A 23,391-nucleotide genomic window follows, 5' to 3' on the forward strand; every position below is an offset into this window, starting at 1 on the left:
CATCATGGATGCAGACCTCTTCCTGACGATCGGCACATTCCTCAAATGGATCGGCATCGTATTGCTGCCTGTCCTGCTGCTGCCGCTTATTATTCTTATTGTCCCCAAGCCTATGCAGTCGGCAGGCACTGCCCTGGCGCGACAACTGGATGACGCGATTGAGTGGGTGCTGAAGATCGCCATGTTCGCGGCGGTTCTATTGTTCATTCTTCAGCTGGCTGTCGTCATTTCCAGCTATGCGCTGGCCCTGTCATGGACCTGGCTCTCGGAGTCCGTGATCTATGCATTCGCGACCATTTTCATGCTGGGTGCGGCCTCTGCGCTTCGGGACGAGGCGCATGTGCGGGTCGATATCTTGCGCCCGAAATTCGGTGAGCACGGGCGAGCCTGGATTGAGCTTGCGGGCACCTATCTATTGCTCTTCCCAATCTGCATTCGGCTTCTGACGACAGGCGAACAGGGGCTCACGCGAACATGGATGCTGTTTGAAGGCTCCAGGGAAAGCGACGGACTGCCCATTCTCTTTCTCTTCAAGACGCTCGTGCCGATCTTTGCCGTCCTCATGATTGTTGCGGGCCTGTCGATTGCCCTGAAAGCCGCGCTGAGACTGACCGGTCGCCCCATGGGCACCGAAAACGTCACGCCAACAGAAAGCAGCGAACATGGAGCTTGAGATCATCCTTGCGCTTCTGATGTTCGCGACGGCGATCATTGCGTTGCTGGCGGGCTACCCGGTTGCCCTTACGCTGGGCGGTGTGGCCTTGCTCTTTGCGCTGGTCGGCATCACGTTCGGCGTCTTCCCCGAACCGCTACTGCTATCATTGCCGAGCCGCATTCAGGGCGGCTCTATCATGCAAAACGAGACGCTGATCGCTGTTCCGCTTTTTGTGTTGATGGGCGTCATCCTTGAACGCTCGCGGGTGGCGGAAGACTTGCTGCATATTGCGAGCCGGCTGCTTGGCGGGGTTCGAGGCGGGCTCGGCTACTCTGTGGTTCTGGTGGGCGCACTGCTTGCTGCCTCGACAGGCATTGTTGGCGCGACCGTCATTACGATGACGCTGATCGCCCTGCCCTCCATGCTGAAGCAGAATTATGATCCTAAGCTCGCCACCGGCACAATCGCTGCGTCCGGCACGCTTGGTCAGATCATCCCTCCCAGCATTGTCCTCATTCTTCTCGCAGACGCGGTCTCGAACGCAGCCAGTCAGGCCGCGAACAAGATGGGCGTTGGCACCTTCGTGGTCTCCGTTGGCGATCTTTTTGCTGGCGCTCTCATCCCCGGTCTCCTTCTGGTTGGCTTCTATCTCGCATGGATCGCATTCAAGGCGTTCACGGAACCGAGTACCTGCCCACCGATCGTCGATGACGATAGCGAACCGCTGAAAGTAAAGGAGGTCGCGTTCGGCCTTGGTGCGCCGCTCGTGCTCATTATCGCCGTGCTTGGCGCGATCCTGTCCGGTATTGCAACGCCAACCGAAGCTGCCTCGATCGGTGTGGCTGGCGCCATCCTGCTCGCGGGTCTCCGGCTTTCCGAAGACGGCGACAAAGCGCTGTCCACGATCATCATGGCGGCGTTCGGCGGCCTTGTGGCGATCCTGTTCATCAGAAATGTCATGGATCTGCGGACCGGTATCGATACTGCCAGTGCGGGCACTTATGCGGGCGTCGCGGTTGTTGTGATTTCCGCACTGATCTTTCTGGCCGGGACCCTCGCCGGAATGCTTATCCTGCACAGGCGCGGCCAGCTTCTGCCCGCCTTGAAAAGCGGCGTTCATATTACCTCTATGGTCTTCCTGATCCTGATTGGGGCGTCGCTCTTTTCGCTCGTCTTCCGGGGGTTTGGAGGCGATGACGCCGTTGCAGAGCTCTTGGCATCCGTTCCAGGCGGTAAGTGGGGCGCGCTGGTGGGCGCCATGCTCGTCATGTTCGTGCTTGGCTTCTTCCTGGACTTTATCGAGATCATCTTTGTCGTCGTACCGTTAGTGGCGCCGCCGCTGATCATCATGGGGTTTGATCCGGTGTGGCTGGCGATCCTGATGGCGCTGAACCTTCAGACGAGCTTCCTGACGCCGCCCTTCGGCTTCGCACTCTTCTATCTGCGCGGCGCGGCGCCAGAGAGCGTCCAGACCGCAGACATATGGCGCGGGGCCCTGCCCTTCATCTGTCTGCAGCTGCTGATGATCATTCTGGTCGCGATGATCCCAGCGCTGGCAACCTGGCTTCCGGGTATCGCCGCCAAATAGGCCTCTCAATTCGGCACACAAAAAAGCCGCCAGCGACACGTCGGTCGATGGCGGCTTCGATTGGATAGAAAGGTTTAGTTCGCGCGAACGACGCGCAACCCTTACGCCTGAAGCGCTAGAACTTGACCTCTGGTACGTTGGACAGCGCCGTACGGTCGCCGCCAAGGTCGAAGAATTCGCGCTCTTCGAAATTGAACATGCCGGCGACAACCGAGTTCGGGAATTGCTCACGCGAGGTGTTGTAGTCCTGAACGGCCGAGTTGTAGAAACGGCGCGCAGCGGCAAGCTTGTCTTCGATCACAGACAGTTCGTCCTGCAGATCCTTGAAGTTCTCATTCGCCTTGAGGTCTGGATAAGCCTCGGACAGCGCGAACAGTCGGCCAAGCGCTCCGGTGAGGGCGCCTTCTGCTTGAGCCATCTGAGCTGGCGTATCGGCTGCGACAGCCGAATTGCGCGCCTGCACAACAGCATCGAGCGTTTCGCGCTCATGCGTGGCATAGCCTTTCACCGTCTCCACAAGGTTCGGAATAAGGTTCTGACGCTGTTTCAGCTGAACGTCGATATCGGCGAAAGCCTGATTGCACCGCTGCCGTTTGGCCACGAGCGAGTTGTAGATGCCGACCAGAAAGACGAGCACCAGGGCCAGAAGGCCGAGAATTACAAATAAAGGTGTCAACGGGTGTCCCCCCAAAGAAATAACAAGCCTGATTCAGTAAACCTGCCTGCCGCCGCAGGCAAGCTATCCGCTAAACTTGCCGGACTTCGGGAAGCCTCTCGGAGCGAGCCGACCGGCCTGGGCGCGTTTGCCCATCCACTCGGTCCACTCAGGGAAGGCCCTTGAGCGGCCCGCAGCATCCGTCACGACAAGGCCATCCTCACGGTCAAACGTCATCGCATCCGCCAGCTTTTCTTTGCCACGATAGTTCTGCAGCTTGTTGCCCTTGCCGCGAGACATTTCTGGCAACTCGTCCAGCGGGAAGATGAGCAGTTTCCGATTGGTGCCGATCACCGCGATATGGTCGCCCGCGACGGGTGTGCAAACAGTCAACAGGCCACCGGCTGTGTTGACCGAAGACTTGCCCGCCTTCCGGTTTGATTCCAGGTCACGCTCAGCGACGATGAAGCCGTAGCCGGCGTCTGAAGCGACCAGACGCTTGCGATCCGGCTCGAGCTTGAACATCGATACGATGTCGACACTGTCTTCCAGATCGATCGACAGACGGATCGGTTCACCATGCCCGCGCCCGCCCGGCAGCTTGTCGCAGCCAAGCGTGAAGGACCGGCCATCTCCCGACAGGAGAATGATCTTGTCCGTCGTGTAGACTTCTTCGCTCAGATAGAGGCTGTCGCCTTCCTTGAACTTCGCGGACTCCAGATCCAGCCCATGGCCCTTCATGCCCCGGATCCAGCCCATTGAAGACAGAACGACAGTGACAGGTTCTTTCGGCGTAGACGCTTCAAGCGCTGCCGTCAGGTCAATCTCCGGCGCATCTTCAAACGTCGAACGACGACGGCCAAGCTCGGTCGATGGGTCGAACGTTTTGCGCGCCTCTTTCAGCTCTTTGCCGACACGCGTCCACTGCCGCTTCGATGAGTTGAGCAGGGACTGAATGTCGTCGCGCTCAGCGATTAGCGCCTCGTGCTCGCGCTTGATTTCCATCTCTTCGAGCTTGCGCAAAGCGCGCAGGCGAAGGTTGAGGACGGCTTCGGCCTGAATATCCGTCAGGCCAAACCGGCTCATCAACTCCTGCTTCGGTTCATCCTCTTCGCGGATGATCCGGATCACCTCATCAATGTTGAGGTAGGCAATGAGATAGCCATCGAGCAGGTGCAGCCGCTTCTCGATCTTGTCGAGACGGAACGCAGCCCGGCGAACAACAACTTCGCGGCGATGCTCAAGATAGGCCAGCAGAACGTCTCGCACGCCCATCACGCGCGGCGCCCCCTTGTGAAGAACGTTCATGTTCATCGAGAAGCGCGATTCCAGATCGCACAGTTTGAACAGGCTCTCCATCAGGACTTCAGGCTCAACCGTCTTGGCACGCGGCTCAAGAATGACCCTGATGTCCTCGGCGCTTTCATCGCGCACATCGCTCAAGAGGGGCGCCTTCTTTGTCTCGATCAGTTCGGCCAGTTTCTCGATGAGGCGGGATTTCTGGACCTGATACGGGATCTCCGTGACGACGATCTGCCAGGTTCCGCGCCCAAGGTCCTCGACCTCCCAGCGCGCACGCATGCGGAAGCCACCGCGGCCAGTTTCATAGGCGTCGCGGATGGCGCTACGGGGCTCGACGATCACGCCGCCTGTCGGGAAGTCAGGCCCCGGCATCACGTTCATGATTTCCGTGATCGGCGTGTCACGGTCGTCAATCAGCAGAAGCGCGGCGTCGATAACTTCAGCAACATTGTGCGGCGGAATGGAGGTTGCCATGCCGACGGCAATGCCCGTTGCGCCATTGGCAAGCAGGTTCGGATAGCCGGCCGGCAGCACCACGGGCTCACGGTCAGTCTCTGAATAGTTGTCCTTGAAGTCGACCGCATCCTCATTGAGGCCTTCGAGCAGCAATTTCGCCGCTTCGGTCATCCGCGCTTCGGTGTAACGATAGGCGGCGGCATTATCCCCGTCGATATTGCCGAAATTGCCCTGCCCGTCGACGAGCGGATAGCGAACCGAGAAGCTCTGCGCCAGACGCACAAGCGTGTCATAGATCGCGCTGTCGCCGTGCGGGTGGAAGTTACCCATCACGTCACCGACAATCTTTGCACATTTACGGTAGCCGGAATCAGGATCGAGCTTAAGTTCGCGCATGCCGTACAGAATGCGGCGCTGCACCGGCTTTAGCCCGTCGCGTACATCAGGGAGCGCGCGGGACGTGATCGTCGACAAGGCATAGGCGAGATAACGCTTGGTCAGCGCCTCGCTCAGCGGCTCGTTGATGATATTGCCATCTTCATGGTCCAGAAGGTCGGACATGTCGGCTCTCCCCAGGATGTTTGATCGCCCAGACGGGAATCAGGCGTCTAAAAAGAAGCGTACCAGAAAGGACAGGCCGGGTAAGGAATGATCAGCACCGTAGAGCGCACAATCAAGCAGCTGGGTGTTATCGCGGCAATGCTGCTGGCGATCATCGCCTTCAACGCGTTCGTGCCGACCCAGCACAACCCCTTGCGCCCGATAAGTCTCAATGACCCGATCGGTATCGCCACCTCGTTCAAGCTTTCGCGGCTGAAAGCTGACCGCGCGCTATGCTATTCCCGGCTCGACCGCGCAGACATCGCCTACACGCGGCTCGATGACGGCGCAGGCACTGAGCGTTGTCCAATCGATGGCGCGCTGGTGCTTGATCGCTCAACCTATCCCTACTCAGTTGCGCCGCTTCGGATGACATGCGCGCAAGCGGCAGCTGTCTACATATGGGAGAGGGAAATCGTCTCGGTGGCCGCTGAAGATATCCTCGGCTCGCCCGTCGTTGAAGTGCTGAGCTATGGCAGCTTCTCATGCCGGAATATTGCTGGGTCCAACCGCCTCAGCGAACATGGCCGGGCGAATGCTATCGACATCAAGGGCTTTCGCCTCGAAGACGGTCGTGAAATTGATGTGCGACAGCATTGGCGAGAAGACAGTGAGCGCGGCGAATTTTTGAAAGCGGTCCGCGATGGGGCATGCCAGCTTTTTTCCGTGGTGCTTAGCCCGGACTATAATGTGGCCCACGCCGACCATTTTCATTTCGACATGGGCAATTCCAGCATCTGCCGCTAGGGCCTCGCGCCCAGCTTTGCGACGAGACGGCGACGCGGCTCTGGCAGGTCACGGTTCATTGTATTGAACAGCCGGCGCTCAATGAAATAGCCGGTGAGCGTCAAGCCGTTTGCGATGTCGACTTCCGTCGCCGGGGCCATAGGATCGATAAGAAAGCGCGGCAGCGGAAACAGGCGGCTAACATAGTCTTCTGCGACCGAGCCTTTAACGGCGCGACCGGTGCGCGGCGACACATGGGTCAGACCATCATTCTCGCCGCTTATAGCGCACGCTTCGAGATCAAGACCAAAGCCGAGCGCCGATAACAGGCCCAGTTCCCAGCGGACATAAAGGGCGGGCCAGACCGCTGTATCGTCGAGACTGTCGAGCAGCATCTCGGTCGCTTCAAACATGTAAGAGCCCGCATGATCGCCCTCATTGATGGCGCCGCGCAGCAGAGCACAGATCGAGGCTACGGCGTTGAGGGCAAGCGGTAGGTCAATCAGGCGCGCGGCGCGCTGTTTGGAGCTCTCGGCGACATCAAAGCGTCCAAGCTGTTCTTCAAGTCGGCCAGACCAGGACAGGTCTACCGAATTGCCCGGCTCATATTGTGCGCGTTTCTTGCGGGATGCACCGCCATAGACAAGGCCGGACCGGCGCCCCCGCTCACGCGTCAGGACGTCGAGAATAAGTCCACTTTCACCGAATTTTCGCCCGCCGAGGACAAGGCCCTCATCGCGCCATTGCATCAGAGATCGAACTCCAGCCCCAGATTGGAATAGCTCTCGCGGCGTTCCTGCCACTTTTCATCAACCTTGACGAAGAGAAAGAGATGGACGCGCGTATCCAGCAACTCGCTGAGCTCTTCGCGCGCCGCCTTGCTGACCCATTTGATCGTCTGGCCATTCTTGCCGAGCACCATGGATTTGTGGGACTCGCGCCCGACAATGACGATCTGCTGGATCTTCACATCACCATTCTTGAAGTCTTCCCAGGACTCGGTCTCGACCGTCAGCTGGTAGGGTAGCTCTTCATGCAGGCGCAGCATCAGCTTTTCGCGCGTGATCTCCGCAGCCAGCAGTCGCATTGGAATGTCGGCGGACTGATCGGGCGGGAACATCGCCTCGCCCTCAGGCATGCGGGACGCGAGATGCGCCATGAGCGCTTTAACCCCGTCGCCGTTCGCGGCCGAGATCATGAAGATGTCGGAGTACGCGCCGCTCTCATTAAATTCGGCGATGAGCGGCAGCACATCTTCGTGCGGGAAGAGATCGATCTTGTTCAGGGCCAGAATGACCTTGCGCCCGGTCTTCACCAGCGTCTCGATCACCTTGCGGTCATCCTCAACTGATTTGATCTGCGCAGGTGCGGACTTTCCCTTGGTTTCAGCAATCCAGGCCGCGGCATCTATCAGGTGCACGACAGCATCGGCATCGTCTGCCCCGGACCAAGCCGATTTGACCATGGCCCGATCGAGGCGCTTCTTAGCGCCGAAAATTCCTGGCGTGTCGACGATCACCAATTGGGCATCGCCGTGATGGGTGACGCCGCGCACCGGAAACCGCGTTGTCTGCACCTTGTGGGTCACAATCGCGACCTTCGCGCCGACCATGGCGTTTGTCAGCGTCGACTTGCCAGCATTCGGGGCACCGATAATGGCAACAAAGCCGGCGTGTTTGATGTCTTCAGCGTTCATTGCGTAATAGATCTCTCAATAGGCGGTCAGCGGCGGCCATTTCTGCTTCCTGTCTGGAGCGCCCCTTGTCGATGGCCTCCCCATGACCTTCAACACTGGCGCGCACCGTAAAGATCGGCTCATGATCGGGGCCTGATCGGTCAACTATATCATAGGACGCGTAAGGCGCCTTGTTCGCACCGCACCAGTCGCTGAGCCGCGTTTTCGGGTTCTGCTGGGAAACCTCGCGCTCCACAAGCTCCATGATCCAGTGACGGCTGATGAAAGCGCGCGCGGCCTCCAGCCCACCATCGCGGTAGACCGCGGCGATGATAGCTTCCACCGCATCGGCGACACTCTTGTCATAGCTGCCGCGCTTGTTCTTATCCATCGAGGCATCAAGGAAGATAAACGGACGCAGACCGATGGCTTCGCCGACATCTGCGCAAGCCTCACCGCTAACCAGCTGATGGAAGATGCGCGTGAGATACCCTTCCCGTTCGGCCGGGAATTTCGAGATCAACAGCTCTGCCATGACAAGACCGAGCACACGGTCGCCAAGGAACTCCAGGCGCTGGTTCGAGAATTGCGCGTCGCCATCATAATTGTCGATCAGGCTTGGATGCGTCAGGGCGCGGTGTAGCCATTCAACATTCTTGAACGCGTAACCGAGCTTCTTTTCCAGCCGGTCGCGGTCATCCGCCGACAATTCAGGGCGTTTGCGCTTCACCGTGCGGCCAGAGGCACGAAGGCGGGTACGTTTGGGACGGGCCGGTTTCATGACGCTGCTTCTAATGGCACAGCCTCAATGATGACAACAGCAGAGGCCCATGGATGATCATCTGTGATGGTGAGGTGAATGAGCGCTTCATGTCCGTCTGGCAACATCTGTTTCAGACGCTCCGCTGCGCCGCCTGTCAGGGCCATGGTCGGCTTACCGGTTGGCAGGTTGACGACGCCCATATGCTTCCAGTGCACGCCGCGCCGAGGAACGCCGGTGCCGAGCGCCTTGGCGCAGGCCTCCTTGGCAGCAAACCGCTTGGCATAGGTTTCGGCCGACAGTTTGCGCCGTTCGGCCAGTGCAATCTCAACATCCGTGAAGCAGCGATTTTTGAAACGATCCCCGAACCGCTCAATCGACCGCGTAATGCGCTCGATATTGCAGAGATCATTTCCCATTCCGATGATCATAAATTCCGCCTCTCAGGCGAGCCCGCGGCTGCCGGGTTTCACAGCAGGCACGTCTTTCAGCTCATCTGGAAGCTCGTCCGGGGCGTAATCGGGGAAATCGACCTGCGCGAGCGCCACCAGTTCGCATCCAACATCCGCCTTGCCATTCGAGCGATCGATGACGCAGGAACCGCCGACAACCTCGCCCGGCAGCTTCGAAAGCGCGACGACTGTTTCCCGGAACGACAGGCCCGTTGTGACGATGTCTTCGGCGATCAGGATCCGCTCCCCTTCGGCGATGGAGAACCCCCGCCGAAACTGAAGCTCGCCTTCAACCCGCTCAGCAAAAATGGAGCGGCAACCAAGCTGGCGCGCAAGCTCGTATCCAGGAATGATACCGCCAACAGCGGGACCGGCGACAACGTCAATCTTGCCGAACTTCTCCCGGACCCGCTCTGCGAGCGCGTTGCAGAGACGGGCGGCGAGTTCAGGCTGAGAGAAGACTAACGCCTTTTGAAGGAAAACCGGGCTACGCCTGCCGGATGAGAGAATGAAATGACCTTCAAGAAGGGCGCCTGCTTCACGAAAGCACTCGAGCACATCTTCATTGGTCAATTCACTACCTCCTCGATCCGTTCGACGCTCTCGACAACTGCGAGCGCGCGCAATGCGGCCTTTATCTGCTCCAGGTGGCGCAAGTCCTCAACCTCTATATCGAAGATAAGCTGAAGAAAGTCCGCTGACCGCTCGCCTGTCTCAACACGCGTGATGTTGCCGCCTGCCTGCGCCACGGCGGAGGCTTGCGTGGCCATAACGCCGCGTTTGTTCACCGCGCGGACACCAATACGGCCGACAGCGACAACACCCTGTTTTGAAACATCATTCCAGCGAAGATCGACCCAGAGGTCCGGACGATCTTCAAAGTCGACAACCCGCTGGCAGAAAATCGTATGGATCACGAGGCCTTTTTCCGGCTCACGCAAGCCAATGATCCGGTCTCCCGGTATCGGGTGACAGCATTCGCCAAGGTGCAATGTGACGCCGGGCGTCAGATCAGCCCCCGCAATCATTCGGCTGGCATGATTGTCGTCGATCAGCATGCGTTGCTGAGGATCGGACTGCGCCGGCTCATGTCCCGGAAAGGCTGTCCGGATAAAATCCGCTGTTTCGTACCGCCCACGACCGATCGCTTCAGCAAGCTCTTCAGAAGACTCAAAATCTGCACGACGCGCAATGCGGGGCATGTCGATTTCGATCGGGTCGATACCAGCTCGTCTCAGATCGCGGTCGATCAGGGTCCGGCCAAGTTTCACAAATTCGATCTGCTCACGGTCGCGGATCAGACGGCGGATGGCCGAGCGCGCCCTACCCGTCACGGTCAGCGCTTCCCAACCGACGACGGGACGCGATTCCGGACGCCTGAGGATTTCTACAACGTCCCCATTCTTGAGCTGGGTCCGAAGCGTTCTGACGACGCCGTTGATCTTGACGCCGTCGCACGTGTCGCCAACTGCCGTGTGAACGGCATAGGCAAAATCCAGCGGCATCGCCCCGCCCGGCAGAATGATGAGGCGTCCCTTGGGCGTGAAAACGAAGACGTTCTCACGATACATTTCGAGCTTGGCGTGTTCGAGAAACTCATCTGGCTCAGCGCCGTCTGCGAGCAATTCGCCGAACGCGCGAAGGTTGGCGCCCGGGTCAAGGCCTGCGGCTTTGGACGACTCCAAATCAAACCCATACTCACTGTTCTTATAGGTCCAGTGGGCCGCGACGCCATGCTCGGCCGTTCGGTCCATCGCCTCTGTCCGGATTTGCAGCTCAACAAGTCGATTGCCCGACGCCCGTACGGTCGTATGAAGCGAGGCATAGCCGTTGGGCTTGGGCACGGAGATGAAGTCCCGGAACCGGTCTGGCAGGCACGCCCAGACCGTGTGGAAGGCGCCGAGGAGCTGATAACACTCCTGCACCGATCCAACGATGACCCGGAAGGCAAAGATATCGGCCACATCCCTGAACGAGATGGACTTGCGTTCCAGCTTTCGCCAGATCGAATAAGGCTGCTTGCGGCGTCCTTTGACCCGGGCCTCAATACCATTTTCGGCGACGATCTGTTTGATCGCAAATCTTATGCGCTCAAGGTCATTGGCGTTCTCGGACGTCAGCTCTTCCAGTTTGTCGATAATGCTATCGCGCGCGGCTGGGTTGATGTGATGGAAGGCAAGGTCTTCCAGCTCGGACGCGACCTGATACAAGCCAACTCGCCGGGCCAGCGGCGCGTAGATGTCCATGGTTTCACGGGCGATGCGAAGGCGCGACTCTTCCTTCGGAATGAAGTGAAGCGTGCGCATATTGTGAAGCCGGTCAGCCAGTTTTACCAGCAGAACGCGAATGTCCTGCACCGTCGCCAGAATGAACTTCTGGAAGTTCTCGGCCTGTTTTGACTTTTCAGACTTGTATTGAAGCTGGCCGAGTTTGGTTACACCGTCGACAAGCTCGCCAACATCTACGCCAAACCTTCTTTCAATTTCTTCAAGCGCAACGTCGCAATCCTCAACCGTATCATGCAGCAGGCCTGCCATGATGGTACACTGGTCGAGTTGTATAAAAGCGAGCAGCATCGCGACCTGAACGGGGTGCGAATAATATGGGTCTCCGGATTTACGGAGTTGTTCGCCATGCTTTTCCTTGGCGAAGTCATAGGCGTCACCGAGCCGCGCAGCGTCGGCTTCCGGATGATAGGCACGGACAGCTTCAATAAGGTCCTCGCGAGAAGGAATTGCGGCGCGAGTGCCAGACTCGCGCCGCTCCATATTCGCGGGCGACCGGTCAGATGACGTTACGGTCGCGCTTGTCATATTGGATCTAGAACCTGTCGTCGCGGCCCGATTCAAGCTCGGCCTGATAGGCGCGCATGACATCTTCTTCGCTAGCCGCCGGTGCGGCTTCGAGTGCCACGCGATCGGCTTCGCGCTCGTCTTCTTCGCCTGGGCGAACTTCCTGAAGATTGGCGATCAGGCCTTCACGAACCACATCGAGGCTGACAGAACGCTCAGCGATCTCGCGCAGCGAAACAACTGGGTCCTTATCATTGTCCCGATCGACGGTCAGCGGCGACCCTTCACGGATCATGCGGGCGCGCTGGGCAGCGATGAGGATAAGTTCAAAACGGTTGGGGATCTGCTCAATGCAGTCTTCAACGGTTACTCGTGCCATGTGGGAAATCTCCTGTAGCCGATTTTTATATGCGCTGCAGCAGCCGAACACAACCCGCGCCTTGATCTGATTGCAGTCGCCGCCTAGCATTACATGCTTATTCAATATTCTTTTTTATTTCTGGTATTTTGACATGGCATTTTACAAGGATGAGAGGCTGGCCCTCTTCATCGATGGCGCGAGCCTTTTTGCGACGTCCAAAGCTCTCGACATGGAGGTGGATTTTCGCAAGCTTCTCACCGAGTTTCGAAGCAAGGGGCGGCTCCTGCGGGCGAACTACTACACCGCGATCCTGGAAGATGATGACTACAGCCCGCTTCGCCCGCTCGTCGATTGGCTGAGCTATAATGGCTACAACGTCATCAAGAAACCGGCCCGCGAATTCACAGACCGCGAAGGCAAGCGCCGCGTCCGCTCGAGTATGAGCGTCGAGATCGCTGTCGATATGCTCGAGACGGCCGCCCATGTGGACCACATCATATTCTTTGCCGGAGATGGCGATTTCCGAAGACTGGTGGAAAAGGTGAAATCCGAAGGATGCCGTGTCACCGTGGTTTCATCTGTCAAAGGCCAATCAGCAACCATATCCGACGATCTGAGGCGCGAAGCGGACGTCTTCATAGACCTTGAAGACCTCGCCGACCTCGTATCGCGCCCACGCCGAGTGGGCGAACCCTCAAAGCACCTTGCGGAGACTGACCATGACTGAAGTTCAAACCGAGTTTCCAGCAGAAGCACCGCTGAATTGCGATCTTTGCCCTAGACTTGTTGCCTATCGCTCAAAGAACCGGCTGGAACACCCCGGCTGGTTTAACGGCGCGGTCCCATCCTTCGGTGATAAAGCGGCAGAGCTTCTGGTCATTGGTCTGGCCCCCGGTGTGACAGGAGCGAACAAAACCGGCAGGCCGTTCACCGGCGACTGGGCCGGAGACCTTCTCTACGAAACGATGCTGAAATGTGGCTTCGCCGAGGGCACCTATGCGGCGCGGCCTGATGATGGGCTGGAGCTGAAAGGCGCGATGGTCACAAACGCCGTTCGATGTGTCCCACCAAAGAACAAACCGAATGGTAGTGAAGTCAATCAATGCAGGAACTACCTGAATTCCCGCATCGAAGCGCTTCCAACTGCAAAAATTCTGCTTTGCCTCGGCAAGATTTCTCACGATTCCACGCTTCGGGCGTTCGATCTGAAAGTGAAAGACCATCCCTTCGGCCACGGGACGGAATATGCCTTGCCTGGCGGGCAAATCCTGCTCTCGAGCTATCACTGCTCGCGCTACAATACGAACACCCGCCGTCTTACACCGGAGATGTTCGAAGACGTCTTCAATCGCGCGAAAGAATTGCTCGGTCGCTAGCCTTTCCGGTTCTGATATCCGGGTATTTCACAGCTGAGAGCGGCTAAGCAGCGCTCGCACCCTTCCTTAAGGCGATGCAACACGTATCATCGAACTGAGTCGATTCAGACGGGGGTCCTTATGGCAACTTCAAATCAGGCGCAATTGTTCGATATGACGCCGGAAAAGCCGGACACGTCTGGTTATTCCGCCAAGGATATCGAAGTTCTCGAAGGCCTTGAGCCTGTGCGCAAACGCCCCGGTATGTATATCGGCGGCACCGATGAACGCGCCTATCACCATCTCTTTGCCGAAGTCCTGGATAATGCCATGGACGAAGCTGTTGCCGGCCATGCGAACCGTATCGAAGTCAAGCTGGACGCAGATGGCTTCCTGACTGTCACGGACAATGGCCGCGGCATTCCGGTCGATCCGCACCCAAAGTTTCCTGACAAGTCGGCGCTTGAAGTCATCATGACGACGCTGCACTCGGGCGGCAAGTTCTCAGACAAAGCCTATGCAACCGCCGGCGGCCTGCATGGCGTCGGTATATCAGTGGTCAACGCCCTCTCAGAGCGCGTTGATGTCGAAGTCGCCCGCGACAAGAAACTCTACATTCAGTCGTTTGAGCGCGGCACCGTTGTTGGCCCCGTTGAGCAAAAAGGCGCCGCCCCGAACCGTCGTGGCACCAGCGTGAGATTCCGGCCCGACTTTGAGATCTTCGGTGAAAAGCTGCGTTTCAAGCCTGCGCGCCTGTTTCAGATGGCGCGGTCGAAAGCCTATCTCTATCGCGGTGTCGAACTTCGCTGGTCTTGTGACCCGTCGCTCCTTCCTGAAGATTCCAAAGTCCCTTCGGAAGCCGTTCTGACCTATCCAAATGGACTCGCCGATCAATTGGACGAAGTCTTCAAGGGTAAGGCCACGATCACGGCAGAGGCGTTTTCTGGTCTCGTCGAAACAGATGACGGGAAGGTCGAATGGGCCATAGCCTGGACAGCCGCCGGTTTCGGTGAGGCGGACGGTTTCTCGCGATCCTATTGTAACACCATCCCGACCCCGGATGGCGGCACGCATGAAGCAGGCCTCAGATCAGCCATCACCAAGGGCTTGCGTAATTATGGCGAGCTGACCGGCCAGAAGAAGGCCACAGCGATCACCGCCGATGATGTGATGTCCTATGCGGGCATCCTCCTGTCGGTCTTTATTCGCGGACCGGAATTTGTTGGTCAGACCAAGGACAAGCTGTCGACAACGGCGGCCTTCCGCCTCGTCGAAAATGCCGTACGCGACCGTTTCGACCATTGGCTCGCCGGCAGCCCGAAGGAAGCCGACAAGCTTCTGAATTGGGCGATGGAGCGCGCCGATGAACGTGCGAAGCGGCGCAAGGCCAAAGACATCGCTCGCAAGTCGGCAACAAAGAGACTTCGCCTCCCCGGCAAACTCGCAGATTGCGCCTCCAATGGACATGACACGGAGCTATTCATCGTCGAAGGCGACTCTGCTGGCGGCTCTGCCAAACAGGCACGGGACCGCAAGACACAAGCCATCCTGCCACTGCGCGGGAAAATTCTGAACGTCGCTTCTGCGTCCGACGACAAGCTGGAAAAGAACCAGGAACTGTCGGACCTTATGCTGGCGTTGGGAACCGGCCTGAAGACCGGCTTCAACCTCGATGATTTGCGCTATGAGCGCATCATCATCATGACCGATGCTGACGTCGATGGCGCGCATATTGCCGCCCTGCTGATCACATTCTTCTACCAGATGACGCCAGGCCTTATCGAAAGTGGCCGCCTATTCATGGCGATGCCGCCGCTCTTCCGACTGAGCTATAAGGGTAAGTCCGTCTACGCTATGGATGAAGAGCAGAAAACGGCGCTGATGGCATCGGAGTTCAAACCCAGCCAGAAGGTCGAAATCGGCCGCTTCAAGGGCCTCGGTGAGATGAACCCATCGCAGCTCAAGGAAACGACGATGGACCCGAGCTCGCGAACGCTGGCACGGATCACCTTGCCAGACTCTCTCGATGAGCTGACAGAGATGAAGCCAGCGGAGCTGATCGACACGCTCATGGGCAAAAAAGCCGAGCACCGGTTCAAATTTATTCAGGATAACGCGCAGTTCGCTGAAGAACTCGACATCTAGTTATCCCTTTATAGCCGTCTTGGCCCAAATCTTGCTCGCCTGATAAGGGAATTTTGACCTAATCCGCTTAAATGGCGGCTCTTGGACAGGTTCTGTTACAGGACGGGACAGGCATGACGATTAATTGGCCTAAAACGACGAAAAAAGACTTCGGGAATGAGATTCTCGAAGCGACCCACACGCTCGACCAGTCGCCGCTATTCAGTGACGATGCGCTGGCCGCACTTCTGGACGCCTATCCACGCGAACGGCTTGGGGTCTGGACGTTTGCCGATCACAGCGAAGGTGAGGAAGCCCCGGTCCGCGGGATCGCCGGAGACCTGTCAGGCGCTGAGATATTGCGGGCCGTCAAGCGCGGCCGGATCTGGCTCAATCTGCGCGCCACCAACCAACTGGTCGAGGCCTATAGCCAGACGGGTGAGGCAATATTCGACTCGCTCCAGAACGCTGCCGGACGGAAAGTCATGAAACGCGATATGAGCGTTCTGATTTCGTCTCCCGGCATTCATGTCCACTATCATCTGGATATCCCGCTGGTCGCCTTGTTGCAGGTTCGCGGCGAGAAGACAATTTGGCTCTACCCGCCGACCCGCGATTTTGCGCCCGATGAGCGTGTCGAAGCAATTGTTCTGCGCGAGCAGGAAGAAGGCCTCGCCTTCAAGAGCGGCTTCGAGGCCTCAGCCCGGCAGCTGACACTTAAGCCCGGCATGGCGCTCACCTGGCCTCAAACTGCCCCTCACCGCGTGCAGAATGCGGACGTCATGAACGTCTCGCTCTCTTGCGAATTCATGACGATGCCCGCCTTGCTGAAGGCGAATGCCCTTTATACCAATGGTCGCTTGAGACGCGGCTTCGGCGCCAAGCCGAGCCGGCCCAATTCGCTGACCGCCGGGACGATCGGCAAGGCAGCTCTGGCGCGCGTTCTTAAAAAGCTCGAACCACAACGCGAACCGACCGCCCCGACGCCTGCCAGTTTCGAACTCGACCTGGACAGCGAAACCTGTACTCGGCCGGCGCAGCATCTTTCCTAGAATGGCGCTGTCCCCTCCCCCCTTATCGACAACGGTCCGCGTTGTACGGGCAGATGAGCTCGACGACGCAGAGAAGGCGCAATGGAAATCCCTTTGCGCCCAACATCCCGACTATGACAGCGCCTTGTTTCAACCCGAGTTCGCAGAACTGGTGGCAGGCGTGCGGGATGATGTCCGTGTCGCACTTTATTCACGAGGGGAGCAGCTGGTGGGTGTGCTGGCGGCCCATATAAGGCCGGATGGATTTGCCCGTCCGCTCGGGGCGCCATTCTCTGACTATTGCGGCCCTATTGTCGACCGAGACTGCGCCATGTCGCTCGATGAGATGCTCGATATGGCCGGGATTCCGGCATATCTGGCCAACAGCATGGTCGATCCGTGGGGAGCGCTCGCACCGTCCAATAAGACCCATAAGGCAGATCAAACCGCCACCGACAGTCACGTCATCAGACCCGGCGAATTGTCGTCTGAGGAATATGTCGAGAGCCGTCGTTCAGACCACGCCAAACGGTTCAAGAATTTTCGGCGGCTTCTGAACCAGATCGAGCGCGAAGTCGGCGAAACACGCTTTCAATGGGGCACTCCCGACCGGGCGACACTAGACCAGCTGTACGACTGGAAGCGGCAACAGTTTCGAGAAACCGGCCTCGTCAATCTGATCGACAGCACGGATGCGTGCCAAATCCTGGAATGTGTTGCCAACAGTTCACACGGATTCGCGACGACCTTGTGGATCGGCGATAAACTGATCAGCGGGCATTTCGGCATTCGCGTGGGCGGCGCCTTCCATCCATGGCTCGCCGCTTTCAACCCAATCTATGGCCACTATTCGGCGGGCAACCTGCTGATCATGCGCGCACTCAAGAGTTTTTCCGAGATGGGGCTGGACGTGTATGACCTCGCCAACGGTCATGACCATTACAAAAAATACTTTGCGAATGCCTCCAGGCCATCTTTCGAAGTATTCGCCACATCCCCCGGCATGCGGGGCCGACGCCATCGCATTGGCCAGAAAATCTGGTCGGTCCTCAGTGGCTCGAATGAGCTCAGCACAGTCGGCCGCCTCAAGCGCCGACTTGATCATATTGCCGTCAGCGAACTCGGCTTTGCGCCGCGCGTAAGGGAATTCGGTTATGCCGTTCTGGCCCGCTCTGTGCTCAGGAAGCGGCGCTAGGCCACACGGCGCAATGGAAATTGTCGTCTGCGGATTGCAACGCGCATCAAACCGTACACAATAGCTCCGAATTGCAGTGATGAAGGGGCTCGTATGAAGCACGCGATCAAACTCATGGCCGGTGCCGCAATCGCCGTGTCACTAAGTGCCTGCGACAACGGCAAAGAGACTGAACCTACGGAAACGACCAAGACCGCAAAGTCTGAAACCTCCGAAGCGTTCAACAAGAACCCCTACCCCTCGACTTACAAGCCCTACCCGTCTGAAACGGTGCTTCTTCAAGGCGCCACGGTCTTCGACGGGATCGGTAACGAGTACCAGAATTACGACGTCCTGCTGAAGGGCGGAGAAATTGCCGAAATCGGCGAAGGTCTAGAGGTGGACGACGACGTCGAGGTCGTGGACGCGAGCGGAAAATTCGTAACGCCCGGCATTATCGACAACCATTCCCATCTCGGCGTGTACCCATCGCCCGGCGTGAGCGCGCATGGCGATGGAAATGAAGCGTCAGGTCCTGTTACAGCAGAAGTCTGGGCTGAGCACGGAGTCTGGCCACAGGATCCGGGCTTCACGCGCGCGCTGGCGGGCGGCATCACGTCACTGCAAATCCTGCCTGGCTCAGCCAACCTCTTCGGCGGACGCGGTGTAACGGTGAAGAATGTGCTTTCCAGAACCGTTCAGGGCATGAAGTTTCCCGATGCGCCTTACACGCTGAAAATGGCGTGCGGCGAGAATCCAAAGCGCGTCTACGGCTATGGCAATGGCGGCTTTCCCGGCGGCGCGCCTTATTCGCGCATGGGCAATATGGCCGGGTACCGCAACTCCTGGATCAAGGCGGCGGACTACAAGAAAAAGTGGGATGACTGGGACCCGGACAGCGATGAGGCTGCCCCTGCCCGTGACCTCGAACTCGATACGCTGAAAGGCGTCCTCGACGGCGATATCCTCGTCCATATGCACTGCTACCGCGCCGACGAGATGGCGCAGGTCATCGATATGTCGAAGGAATTTGGCTACAAGGTCGCGTCCTTCCACCATGCCGTCGAAAGCTACAAAATCGCGGACAAGCTGGCCGAGGAGAACATCTGCTCGTCCATGTGGGCCGACTGGTATGGCTTCAAGATGGAAGCCTATGACGGCATCCGCGAGAACATTCCCATGGTTCACAATGCAGGCGCCTGCGCCATTGTTCACTCTGACAGCGATGTCGGCATACAGCGGCTAAATCAGGAAGCCGCAAAAGCGCTGGCGGATGGCCGGAGGGTCGGCATCGATATTTCAAAAGCTGATGCCTGGACCTGGCTGTCGTCTAACCCTGCAAAGTCACTTGGTATTTTCGACCAGACTGGCTCGCTCGAGCCCGGCAAGGATGCAGATGTTGTCGTCTGGTCGGCTGATCCGTTCAGCGTCTACGCCAATGCCGAGAAGGTCTACATTGATGGCGCATTGATGTTCGACGCAGACCGGCCTCAGAAAACACCTGTTACCGATTTCGAGCTCGGCCAGCCTGGTGAAGGAGACATCAAATGATCGGCAAGTTCACGATCCTCGCCACTGCGGCGTCCGCACTCGTTCTTGGCGCAATCGCGCAGGATATCGCCATTGAAAATGCCAAGCTCTGGGACGGCTCAAAACTGACTGAAGATGCAACTATCGTGATCAGGGACGGCAAGGTCGTCGCCTGGGATGATGGCGCGCTTCCGGACGGCGTTGAGGCCATAGATGCAGAGGGCGCCTGGGTGACCCCCGGCATCATCGCCAGCTTTACTCAGGCGGGCATCGTCGAAGTTGGCGCGGAAGACTCCACCAACGACACAGTCGCGCCTGCATCGCCCTATAGCGCGGCGCTCGACATGTCCGATGCGTTCAATCCATCGGCGGCGATGATAGATATGACCCGGCTTGAAGGTGTCACACGCATCGTCGTTGCTCCGGGCATCAGCTCCTCGCTGATTGGTGGCCAAGGCCTTGTCGCCGATACGTCCGGCACCCCTGATTCCATCACGAAATCCAAAGCGTTCACCTACATCAATCTCGGCGAAGCCGGGGCTGGGGTCTCAGGCGGCTCGAGGCCGGCGGCATGGGCGAAACTGCGCGCTGCACTCGGAGATGCGCGGACCTACCCTGCCCGTTACATCACAAGCTCTGACGGGGATGCGCTCAACCGCATCGATGCGCAGGCGTTCAGCGCGGCAGCGCGTGGCCAACAACTGATTCTGATCGGCGTCAGCCGTGCGAGCGACATCCGCCAAGTTATTGCCCTGACCGAACAGTATCCAAACCTGAAAATCGCTCTCGTTGGCGCTCAGGAAGGCTGGATGGTCGCAGACGAACTGGCTGCCGCTGATATCCCCGTCATCATCGACCCATTCGATAATCTTCCAAGCCGCTTTGAAAATCTCGGGGCCACCCAGAAAAACGCGCGGCGCCTTATCGAAGCAGGCGTAAAGACAGCGTTCTATTATTCAGACGATGCCAGCCATCAGGCGCGCCTGACGCTTCAAAGCGCCGGCAATGCCGTTGGCAGCGGCGTTGATTTTGAAGACGCCATGCGGGCCATCACGTCCGCGCCAGCCGAAATTTTCGGCCTCGATGGCTACGGCTCTCTGACCACCGGCAGTGCAGGCGATCTCGTGATCTGGGACGGCGACCCGCTAGAGGTCATGAGCGCGCCGACGCGCGTTTTCATCGATGGTGAAGAACAGACGATGGAGAGCCGGCAGACAAAGCTGCGCGACAGATATCTGGATCTCGACGAAAGCGAAAAGCCGCTGGCCTACAGGCGCTGATCAGCGTTTCGCGACATTGGCAACATTCTCCAATGGCTCAATGGTCTGAACATACCCGGCTTCGGCCGGGATGTGCAGGCACGGATTGCCATCTTCGTCTTTTCCAACAATTGGCAGCACAGTGACGACCCGCTCCCCGGCAAAACGGTTGATGGCGGTCGGCACGCTTTCCTCTTCCCCCAGCTTTCCAAGATTCATCTTGGTGGGGAAGATGATCGTGGCTTGTCCCGCCGCTTCCATCTCAAGCGCCAGTTTCGGTGACAACCAGACCGCGTCTGTCGTCTCGCGCCCATCATGGGTCGCTAGTTGCTGCGGCGGCGTCGGCGCGAGGTAGAAATGCGTGTCGAAGCGCTTTGGCATCATGTCAGGGGTGATCCAGTGCCCAAAGTGAACCAGCGTATCGAGCGCGAGCACAAGATCATTTTCGCGGACCAGCTCGACAAAGCTCTTCTCACGCCGATCAACAGCGGCCCGGTGCGGCGAGACATGTGTGGCGACATCGGCACCGACCAGAGGCTGGTCCTTGCCGCGAGCACTTTTCGGCCGCGCCAGAATCAGCCCTGATTCCTCAAAAGCTTCACGGATGGCCGCGACACGTGCAGTTCTTTCCTTGCCCGTATAGTCCCCATCGCTGAGCTCGTCCCAGACGTCCGACTCATCTTCATCATTGGTCTTGCCGCCCGGAAAGACGAGCGCGCCAGCCGCAAAATCTATCTGGTAGTGGCGTTTGACCATCAGCACTTGCAGGTCAGGCGCATCTCTCAGAAGCAGCACGGTTGCAGATAGACGGGGTTCGGGCGCGGCAGTCGTCATAAATATTTTCTCCCTGAAATGCGGAAAATTTGCCGCAAATCTGTCCGTTGAAATCCGCGTGATCTCAACGGCCTTTTCTTATGGTTACCGGCAAGACAATCACAAGCAGGGGTGCTGCATGCAACAAGTACGGGCCAGAGCCGCAAATCCAACGTCACTGATTCAGGACGTCGACGAAATTCGGCTTTCGCCGGTAGTTCATCTCCTGACTGGAGAGATAGTCAACCTTGTCGCAGAGACACCCCGTGCGTTTGACGACCGCGTCTCTTTCGGCGGGAATAATCAGTTTATCAGCCGTATCAGCCCGGCAATCTGGCTTGCTCACCATGTTGAAACGTCCGCCATGATGGCGGTGGACAGTCAGACAAGCGCTCGCCCGATCATCATCTCGGCCCCGATATCGGCCATGATGCATCCAGATACGCCGATGGCGTGTGAAGCCGCAGCAGCCCGCAGCAAGCTCTGCCCACAAGAAATTTGCATCGAGGTCGAAGACGCCACCCTGTATCAGTCAAAAGCCGAGGTGATGCGGTCCATTCAGGCGCTGCGCCAGCGCGGCTTCCGGGTATCGGTCAACGCCACCCGTTCATGGTGCACGCCGATGGATACAGACATGCGCTTGCTGCTCGATTGCGTACGAATTGATGCCAACAAGATCTGGGTTGAAAGCGACCTGCTCAACCGGATCGAGGCGGCGTCAGCCTGTGGCATGGGGGTTATCGCTGAGAACGCCCGCTATCGCGACGGTGAAAAGCTATCGGCTGTCGGCATTGAATTGGCGCGTGCGCCAAAAGTCGACGCCTAGCCAGCCTTGCTTTCCTTAGGCGCTGTGCCGGCTTCCATTGCGGCGGCCTGCTCGGAATAGATATCGAGCTTTTCGAGCAGGTAATCGAGATCGCCTTTCGGGATGGCCTGAAACTGGGTCAGCACCCGTTCGATCATCCGCATCCGGAACCGCGCCTTGTCATTCGGCCCGCCATCAATCTCGGTCTCGTGAAAGACGTTCACGGCCGCCTTGAACGCTGGCAGCAGCTTCCGCGGCATACCTGCACGGTCGAATATCGAGGCGAGCCCGCGTGGGCCGGCATCATGGATCAACAGCCAGGCCTTGCCGTGCGTCAGACCGGCAAGCTCGGCCAGCGCATATTCGACGAATTTCATCTGCCCAAGGCAGAGTGCACGCATGATCAGTGAATTTGTCAGCCGCCCATTGAGATCCAGCTGATGAACAAAATGGCCCATATCCTGGCTGCGGTCAGCCTGCTCGACCAGATCAACCGTCGCCCGCTCACGCGCGCCGGACGCGAGATCAATCGCGAGTTGGGCTGGTAGCTCATGACGGTTCACCAGCATGTCGAAGGCTTGCCCTGAAACCAGCGAGACAAGCTTTTCAGCCACGTGAACGGGAATATGTTCACGTGCGATGAGGGCATCCTTCACCGTATCATCGTCTCCAAACCGCTGAACGGTCCGGTCGAATGCGCGGTCGGTCCACCGAGCCCCATTATTCTTGGCCAGAGCCGACACCGCGTCGGATGTGGCATGATCTGCGATAACGTCGCAAAGCTCAGGCGAGACATGCTCGCGCTTTGCGATTGCCGTCTGCTTGGCGCCGTTTACGGCCAGCACAAGGTCAAGCAGGTCCTGATCGGTCAGGGAGGGTGAGTGCTCGAGCACCGGCAGCGCAACAGATTCAATGTCCCGCGCCAGTTTCAGCGCCACTTCACGCGGAAGCCGCGGAGAATTTCTCAGCGCAATGGCAAGCGTCCGGCGAATAAGGTCGGCCGCATCCGCCGCAAGGATGCGAATAATCTCTTCCGCATTGGTTCTTTCAGCATCTGTCAGCGGATCCGTCGCGATACGCCGGCAAAGGCGATGCGCAATGCCAGCACGTTCGTCGACCGTCTCACCTTTCATGAGCCGTTCTATGTCCTGCTGAGACAGCTGCGGTCGCATGCTTGCAATCGCCATCTGGTACGCCTTCCCTTGAGCCCGGAATCAGTTAGGTCAAACTGCATAATGCCGGTTAATTTCCGGTTTACCAATCCGTCAGGTGCGGCCG

22 protein-coding genes are annotated in these 23,391 nt (G+C 58.3%); 11 read left to right on the top strand and 11 right to left on the bottom strand.

Features of this window, described 5'->3' with window-relative positions:
• Positions 1–4: 4 nt before the first annotated feature.
• Together B8783_RS06320 and B8783_RS06325 are read left to right on the top strand one after the other, a co-directional pair.
• Positions 5–673 (top strand): TRAP transporter small permease subunit, encoded by a 669-nt coding sequence (locus tag B8783_RS06320; RefSeq protein ID WP_084419204.1) that lies wholly within the window; start codon positions 5–7, stop codon positions 671–673.
• Positions 663–2,243 (top strand): TRAP transporter large permease, encoded by a 1,581-nt coding sequence (locus tag B8783_RS06325; RefSeq protein WP_084419206.1) that lies wholly within the window; start codon positions 663–665, stop codon positions 2,241–2,243. Before B8783_RS06320 ends, B8783_RS06325 begins: the two co-directional genes overlap by 11 nt.
• A 115-nt stretch (positions 2,244–2,358) precedes the next feature.
• On the opposite strand, the gene B8783_RS06330 is transcribed toward B8783_RS06325, so the two are convergent.
• Positions 2,359–2,919, bottom strand: coding sequence for a LemA family protein (locus tag B8783_RS06330; protein ID WP_084419208.1), 561 nt, complete (start codon positions 2,917–2,919; stop codon positions 2,359–2,361).
• A gap of 63 nt (positions 2,920–2,982) precedes the next feature.
• Positions 2,983–5,217, bottom strand: a complete 2,235-nt coding sequence (parC, locus tag B8783_RS06335) for a DNA topoisomerase IV subunit A (RefSeq protein WP_139792269.1) — start codon at positions 5,215–5,217, stop codon at positions 2,983–2,985.
• A gap of 87 nt (positions 5,218–5,304) precedes the next feature.
• On the opposite strand from parC, the gene B8783_RS06340 reads away from it, so the two are divergent.
• Positions 5,305–6,003: an extensin-like domain-containing protein gene (locus B8783_RS06340; protein WP_084419212.1), complete on the top strand. Its 699-nt coding sequence runs from the start codon at positions 5,305–5,307 to the stop codon at positions 6,001–6,003.
• Here B8783_RS06340 and recO read toward each other — a convergent pair.
• The 7 genes from recO to rpoZ are packed head-to-tail and all read right to left on the bottom strand — an operon-like array spanning position 6,000 to position 12,040.
• Positions 6,000–6,731, bottom strand: a complete 732-nt coding sequence (recO, locus tag B8783_RS06345) for a DNA repair protein RecO (protein ID WP_084419214.1) — start codon at positions 6,729–6,731, stop codon at positions 6,000–6,002. The genes B8783_RS06340 and recO overlap by 4 nt on opposite strands.
• Positions 6,731–7,678, bottom strand: coding sequence for a GTPase Era (gene era / locus B8783_RS06350; RefSeq protein WP_084419216.1), 948 nt, complete (start codon positions 7,676–7,678; stop codon positions 6,731–6,733). Before era ends, recO begins: the two co-directional genes overlap by 1 nt.
• On the bottom strand, positions 7,668–8,438 hold the full coding sequence (gene rnc / locus B8783_RS06355) for a ribonuclease III (RefSeq protein WP_084419218.1): 771 nt from the start codon (positions 8,436–8,438) through the stop codon (positions 7,668–7,670). Before rnc ends, era begins: the two co-directional genes overlap by 11 nt.
• On the bottom strand, positions 8,435–8,848 hold the full coding sequence (acpS, locus tag B8783_RS06360) for a holo-ACP synthase (RefSeq protein WP_084419220.1): 414 nt from the start codon (positions 8,846–8,848) through the stop codon (positions 8,435–8,437). The genes rnc and acpS overlap by 4 nt, the downstream gene beginning before the upstream one ends.
• Before the next feature lie 12 nt (positions 8,849–8,860).
• Complete coding sequence (pyrE, locus tag B8783_RS06365; RefSeq protein WP_084419222.1) at positions 8,861–9,442, bottom strand: orotate phosphoribosyltransferase; 582 nt, start codon at positions 9,440–9,442, stop codon at positions 8,861–8,863.
• The gene (locus B8783_RS06370; protein ID WP_233355695.1) at positions 9,439–11,682 is read right to left on the bottom strand and encodes a RelA/SpoT family protein; all 2,244 of its coding nucleotides are present in this window, start codon (positions 11,680–11,682) and stop codon (positions 9,439–9,441) included. Before B8783_RS06370 ends, pyrE begins: the two co-directional genes overlap by 4 nt.
• A 7-nt stretch (positions 11,683–11,689) precedes the next feature.
• Positions 11,690–12,040, bottom strand: coding sequence for a DNA-directed RNA polymerase subunit omega (rpoZ, locus tag B8783_RS06375; protein ID WP_084421944.1), 351 nt, complete (start codon positions 12,038–12,040; stop codon positions 11,690–11,692).
• Positions 12,041–12,173: 133 nt separating this feature from the next.
• Here rpoZ and B8783_RS06380 point away from each other — a divergent pair, with 133 nt between their 5' ends.
• From B8783_RS06380 to B8783_RS06410, 7 genes are all read left to right on the top strand, one after another.
• The gene (locus B8783_RS06380; protein WP_084421946.1) at positions 12,174–12,749 is read left to right on the top strand and encodes a LabA-like NYN domain-containing protein; all 576 of its coding nucleotides are present in this window, start codon (positions 12,174–12,176) and stop codon (positions 12,747–12,749) included.
• The gene (locus tag B8783_RS06385; RefSeq protein WP_084419224.1) at positions 12,742–13,398 is read left to right on the top strand and encodes a uracil-DNA glycosylase; all 657 of its coding nucleotides are present in this window, start codon (positions 12,742–12,744) and stop codon (positions 13,396–13,398) included. Before B8783_RS06380 ends, B8783_RS06385 begins: the two co-directional genes overlap by 8 nt.
• 120 nt (positions 13,399–13,518) lie before the next feature.
• Positions 13,519–15,522, top strand: a complete 2,004-nt coding sequence (gene parE, locus B8783_RS06390) for a DNA topoisomerase IV subunit B (RefSeq protein ID WP_084419226.1) — start codon at positions 13,519–13,521, stop codon at positions 15,520–15,522.
• 113 nt (positions 15,523–15,635) lie between these two features.
• Positions 15,636–16,553 carry a hypothetical protein gene (locus tag B8783_RS06395; RefSeq protein WP_084419228.1) on the top strand — a complete coding sequence of 306 codons (918 nt, stop codon included), beginning with the start codon at positions 15,636–15,638 and terminating at the stop codon, positions 16,551–16,553.
• Between the two features lies 1 nt (position 16,554).
• On the top strand, positions 16,555–17,727 hold the full coding sequence (locus B8783_RS06400) for a GNAT family N-acetyltransferase (protein ID WP_084419230.1): 1,173 nt from the start codon (positions 16,555–16,557) through the stop codon (positions 17,725–17,727).
• A gap of 93 nt (positions 17,728–17,820) precedes the next feature.
• Positions 17,821–19,257: an amidohydrolase gene (locus B8783_RS06405; RefSeq protein ID WP_084419232.1), complete on the top strand. Its 1,437-nt coding sequence runs from the start codon at positions 17,821–17,823 to the stop codon at positions 19,255–19,257.
• Positions 19,254–20,516 carry an amidohydrolase family protein gene (locus tag B8783_RS06410; RefSeq protein WP_084419234.1) on the top strand — a complete coding sequence of 421 codons (1,263 nt, stop codon included), beginning with the start codon at positions 19,254–19,256 and terminating at the stop codon, positions 20,514–20,516. Before B8783_RS06405 ends, B8783_RS06410 begins: the two co-directional genes overlap by 4 nt.
• Here the strand turns inward: B8783_RS06410 and B8783_RS06415 are convergent, their stop codons facing one another.
• Positions 20,517–21,329 carry an NUDIX hydrolase gene (locus B8783_RS06415; RefSeq protein ID WP_084419236.1) on the bottom strand — a complete coding sequence of 271 codons (813 nt, stop codon included), beginning with the start codon at positions 21,327–21,329 and terminating at the stop codon, positions 20,517–20,519. It abuts the gene before it with no gap.
• A 118-nt stretch (positions 21,330–21,447) separates the two neighbouring features.
• On the opposite strand from B8783_RS06415, the gene B8783_RS06420 reads away from it, so the two are divergent.
• On the top strand, positions 21,448–22,134 hold the full coding sequence (locus B8783_RS06420) for an EAL domain-containing protein (RefSeq protein ID WP_084419238.1): 687 nt from the start codon (positions 21,448–21,450) through the stop codon (positions 22,132–22,134).
• On the opposite strand, the gene B8783_RS06425 is transcribed toward B8783_RS06420, so the two are convergent.
• Positions 22,131–23,300, bottom strand: a complete 1,170-nt coding sequence (locus B8783_RS06425) for a DUF2336 domain-containing protein (RefSeq protein ID WP_084419241.1) — start codon at positions 23,298–23,300, stop codon at positions 22,131–22,133. The two genes, B8783_RS06420 and B8783_RS06425, sit on opposite strands and share 4 nt — an antisense overlap.
• Positions 23,301–23,391 lie beyond the last annotated feature (91 nt).

This window comes from Henriciella litoralis, assembly GCF_002088935.1.
Taxonomy (GTDB): domain Bacteria; phylum Pseudomonadota; class Alphaproteobacteria; order Caulobacterales; family Hyphomonadaceae; genus Henriciella; species Henriciella litoralis.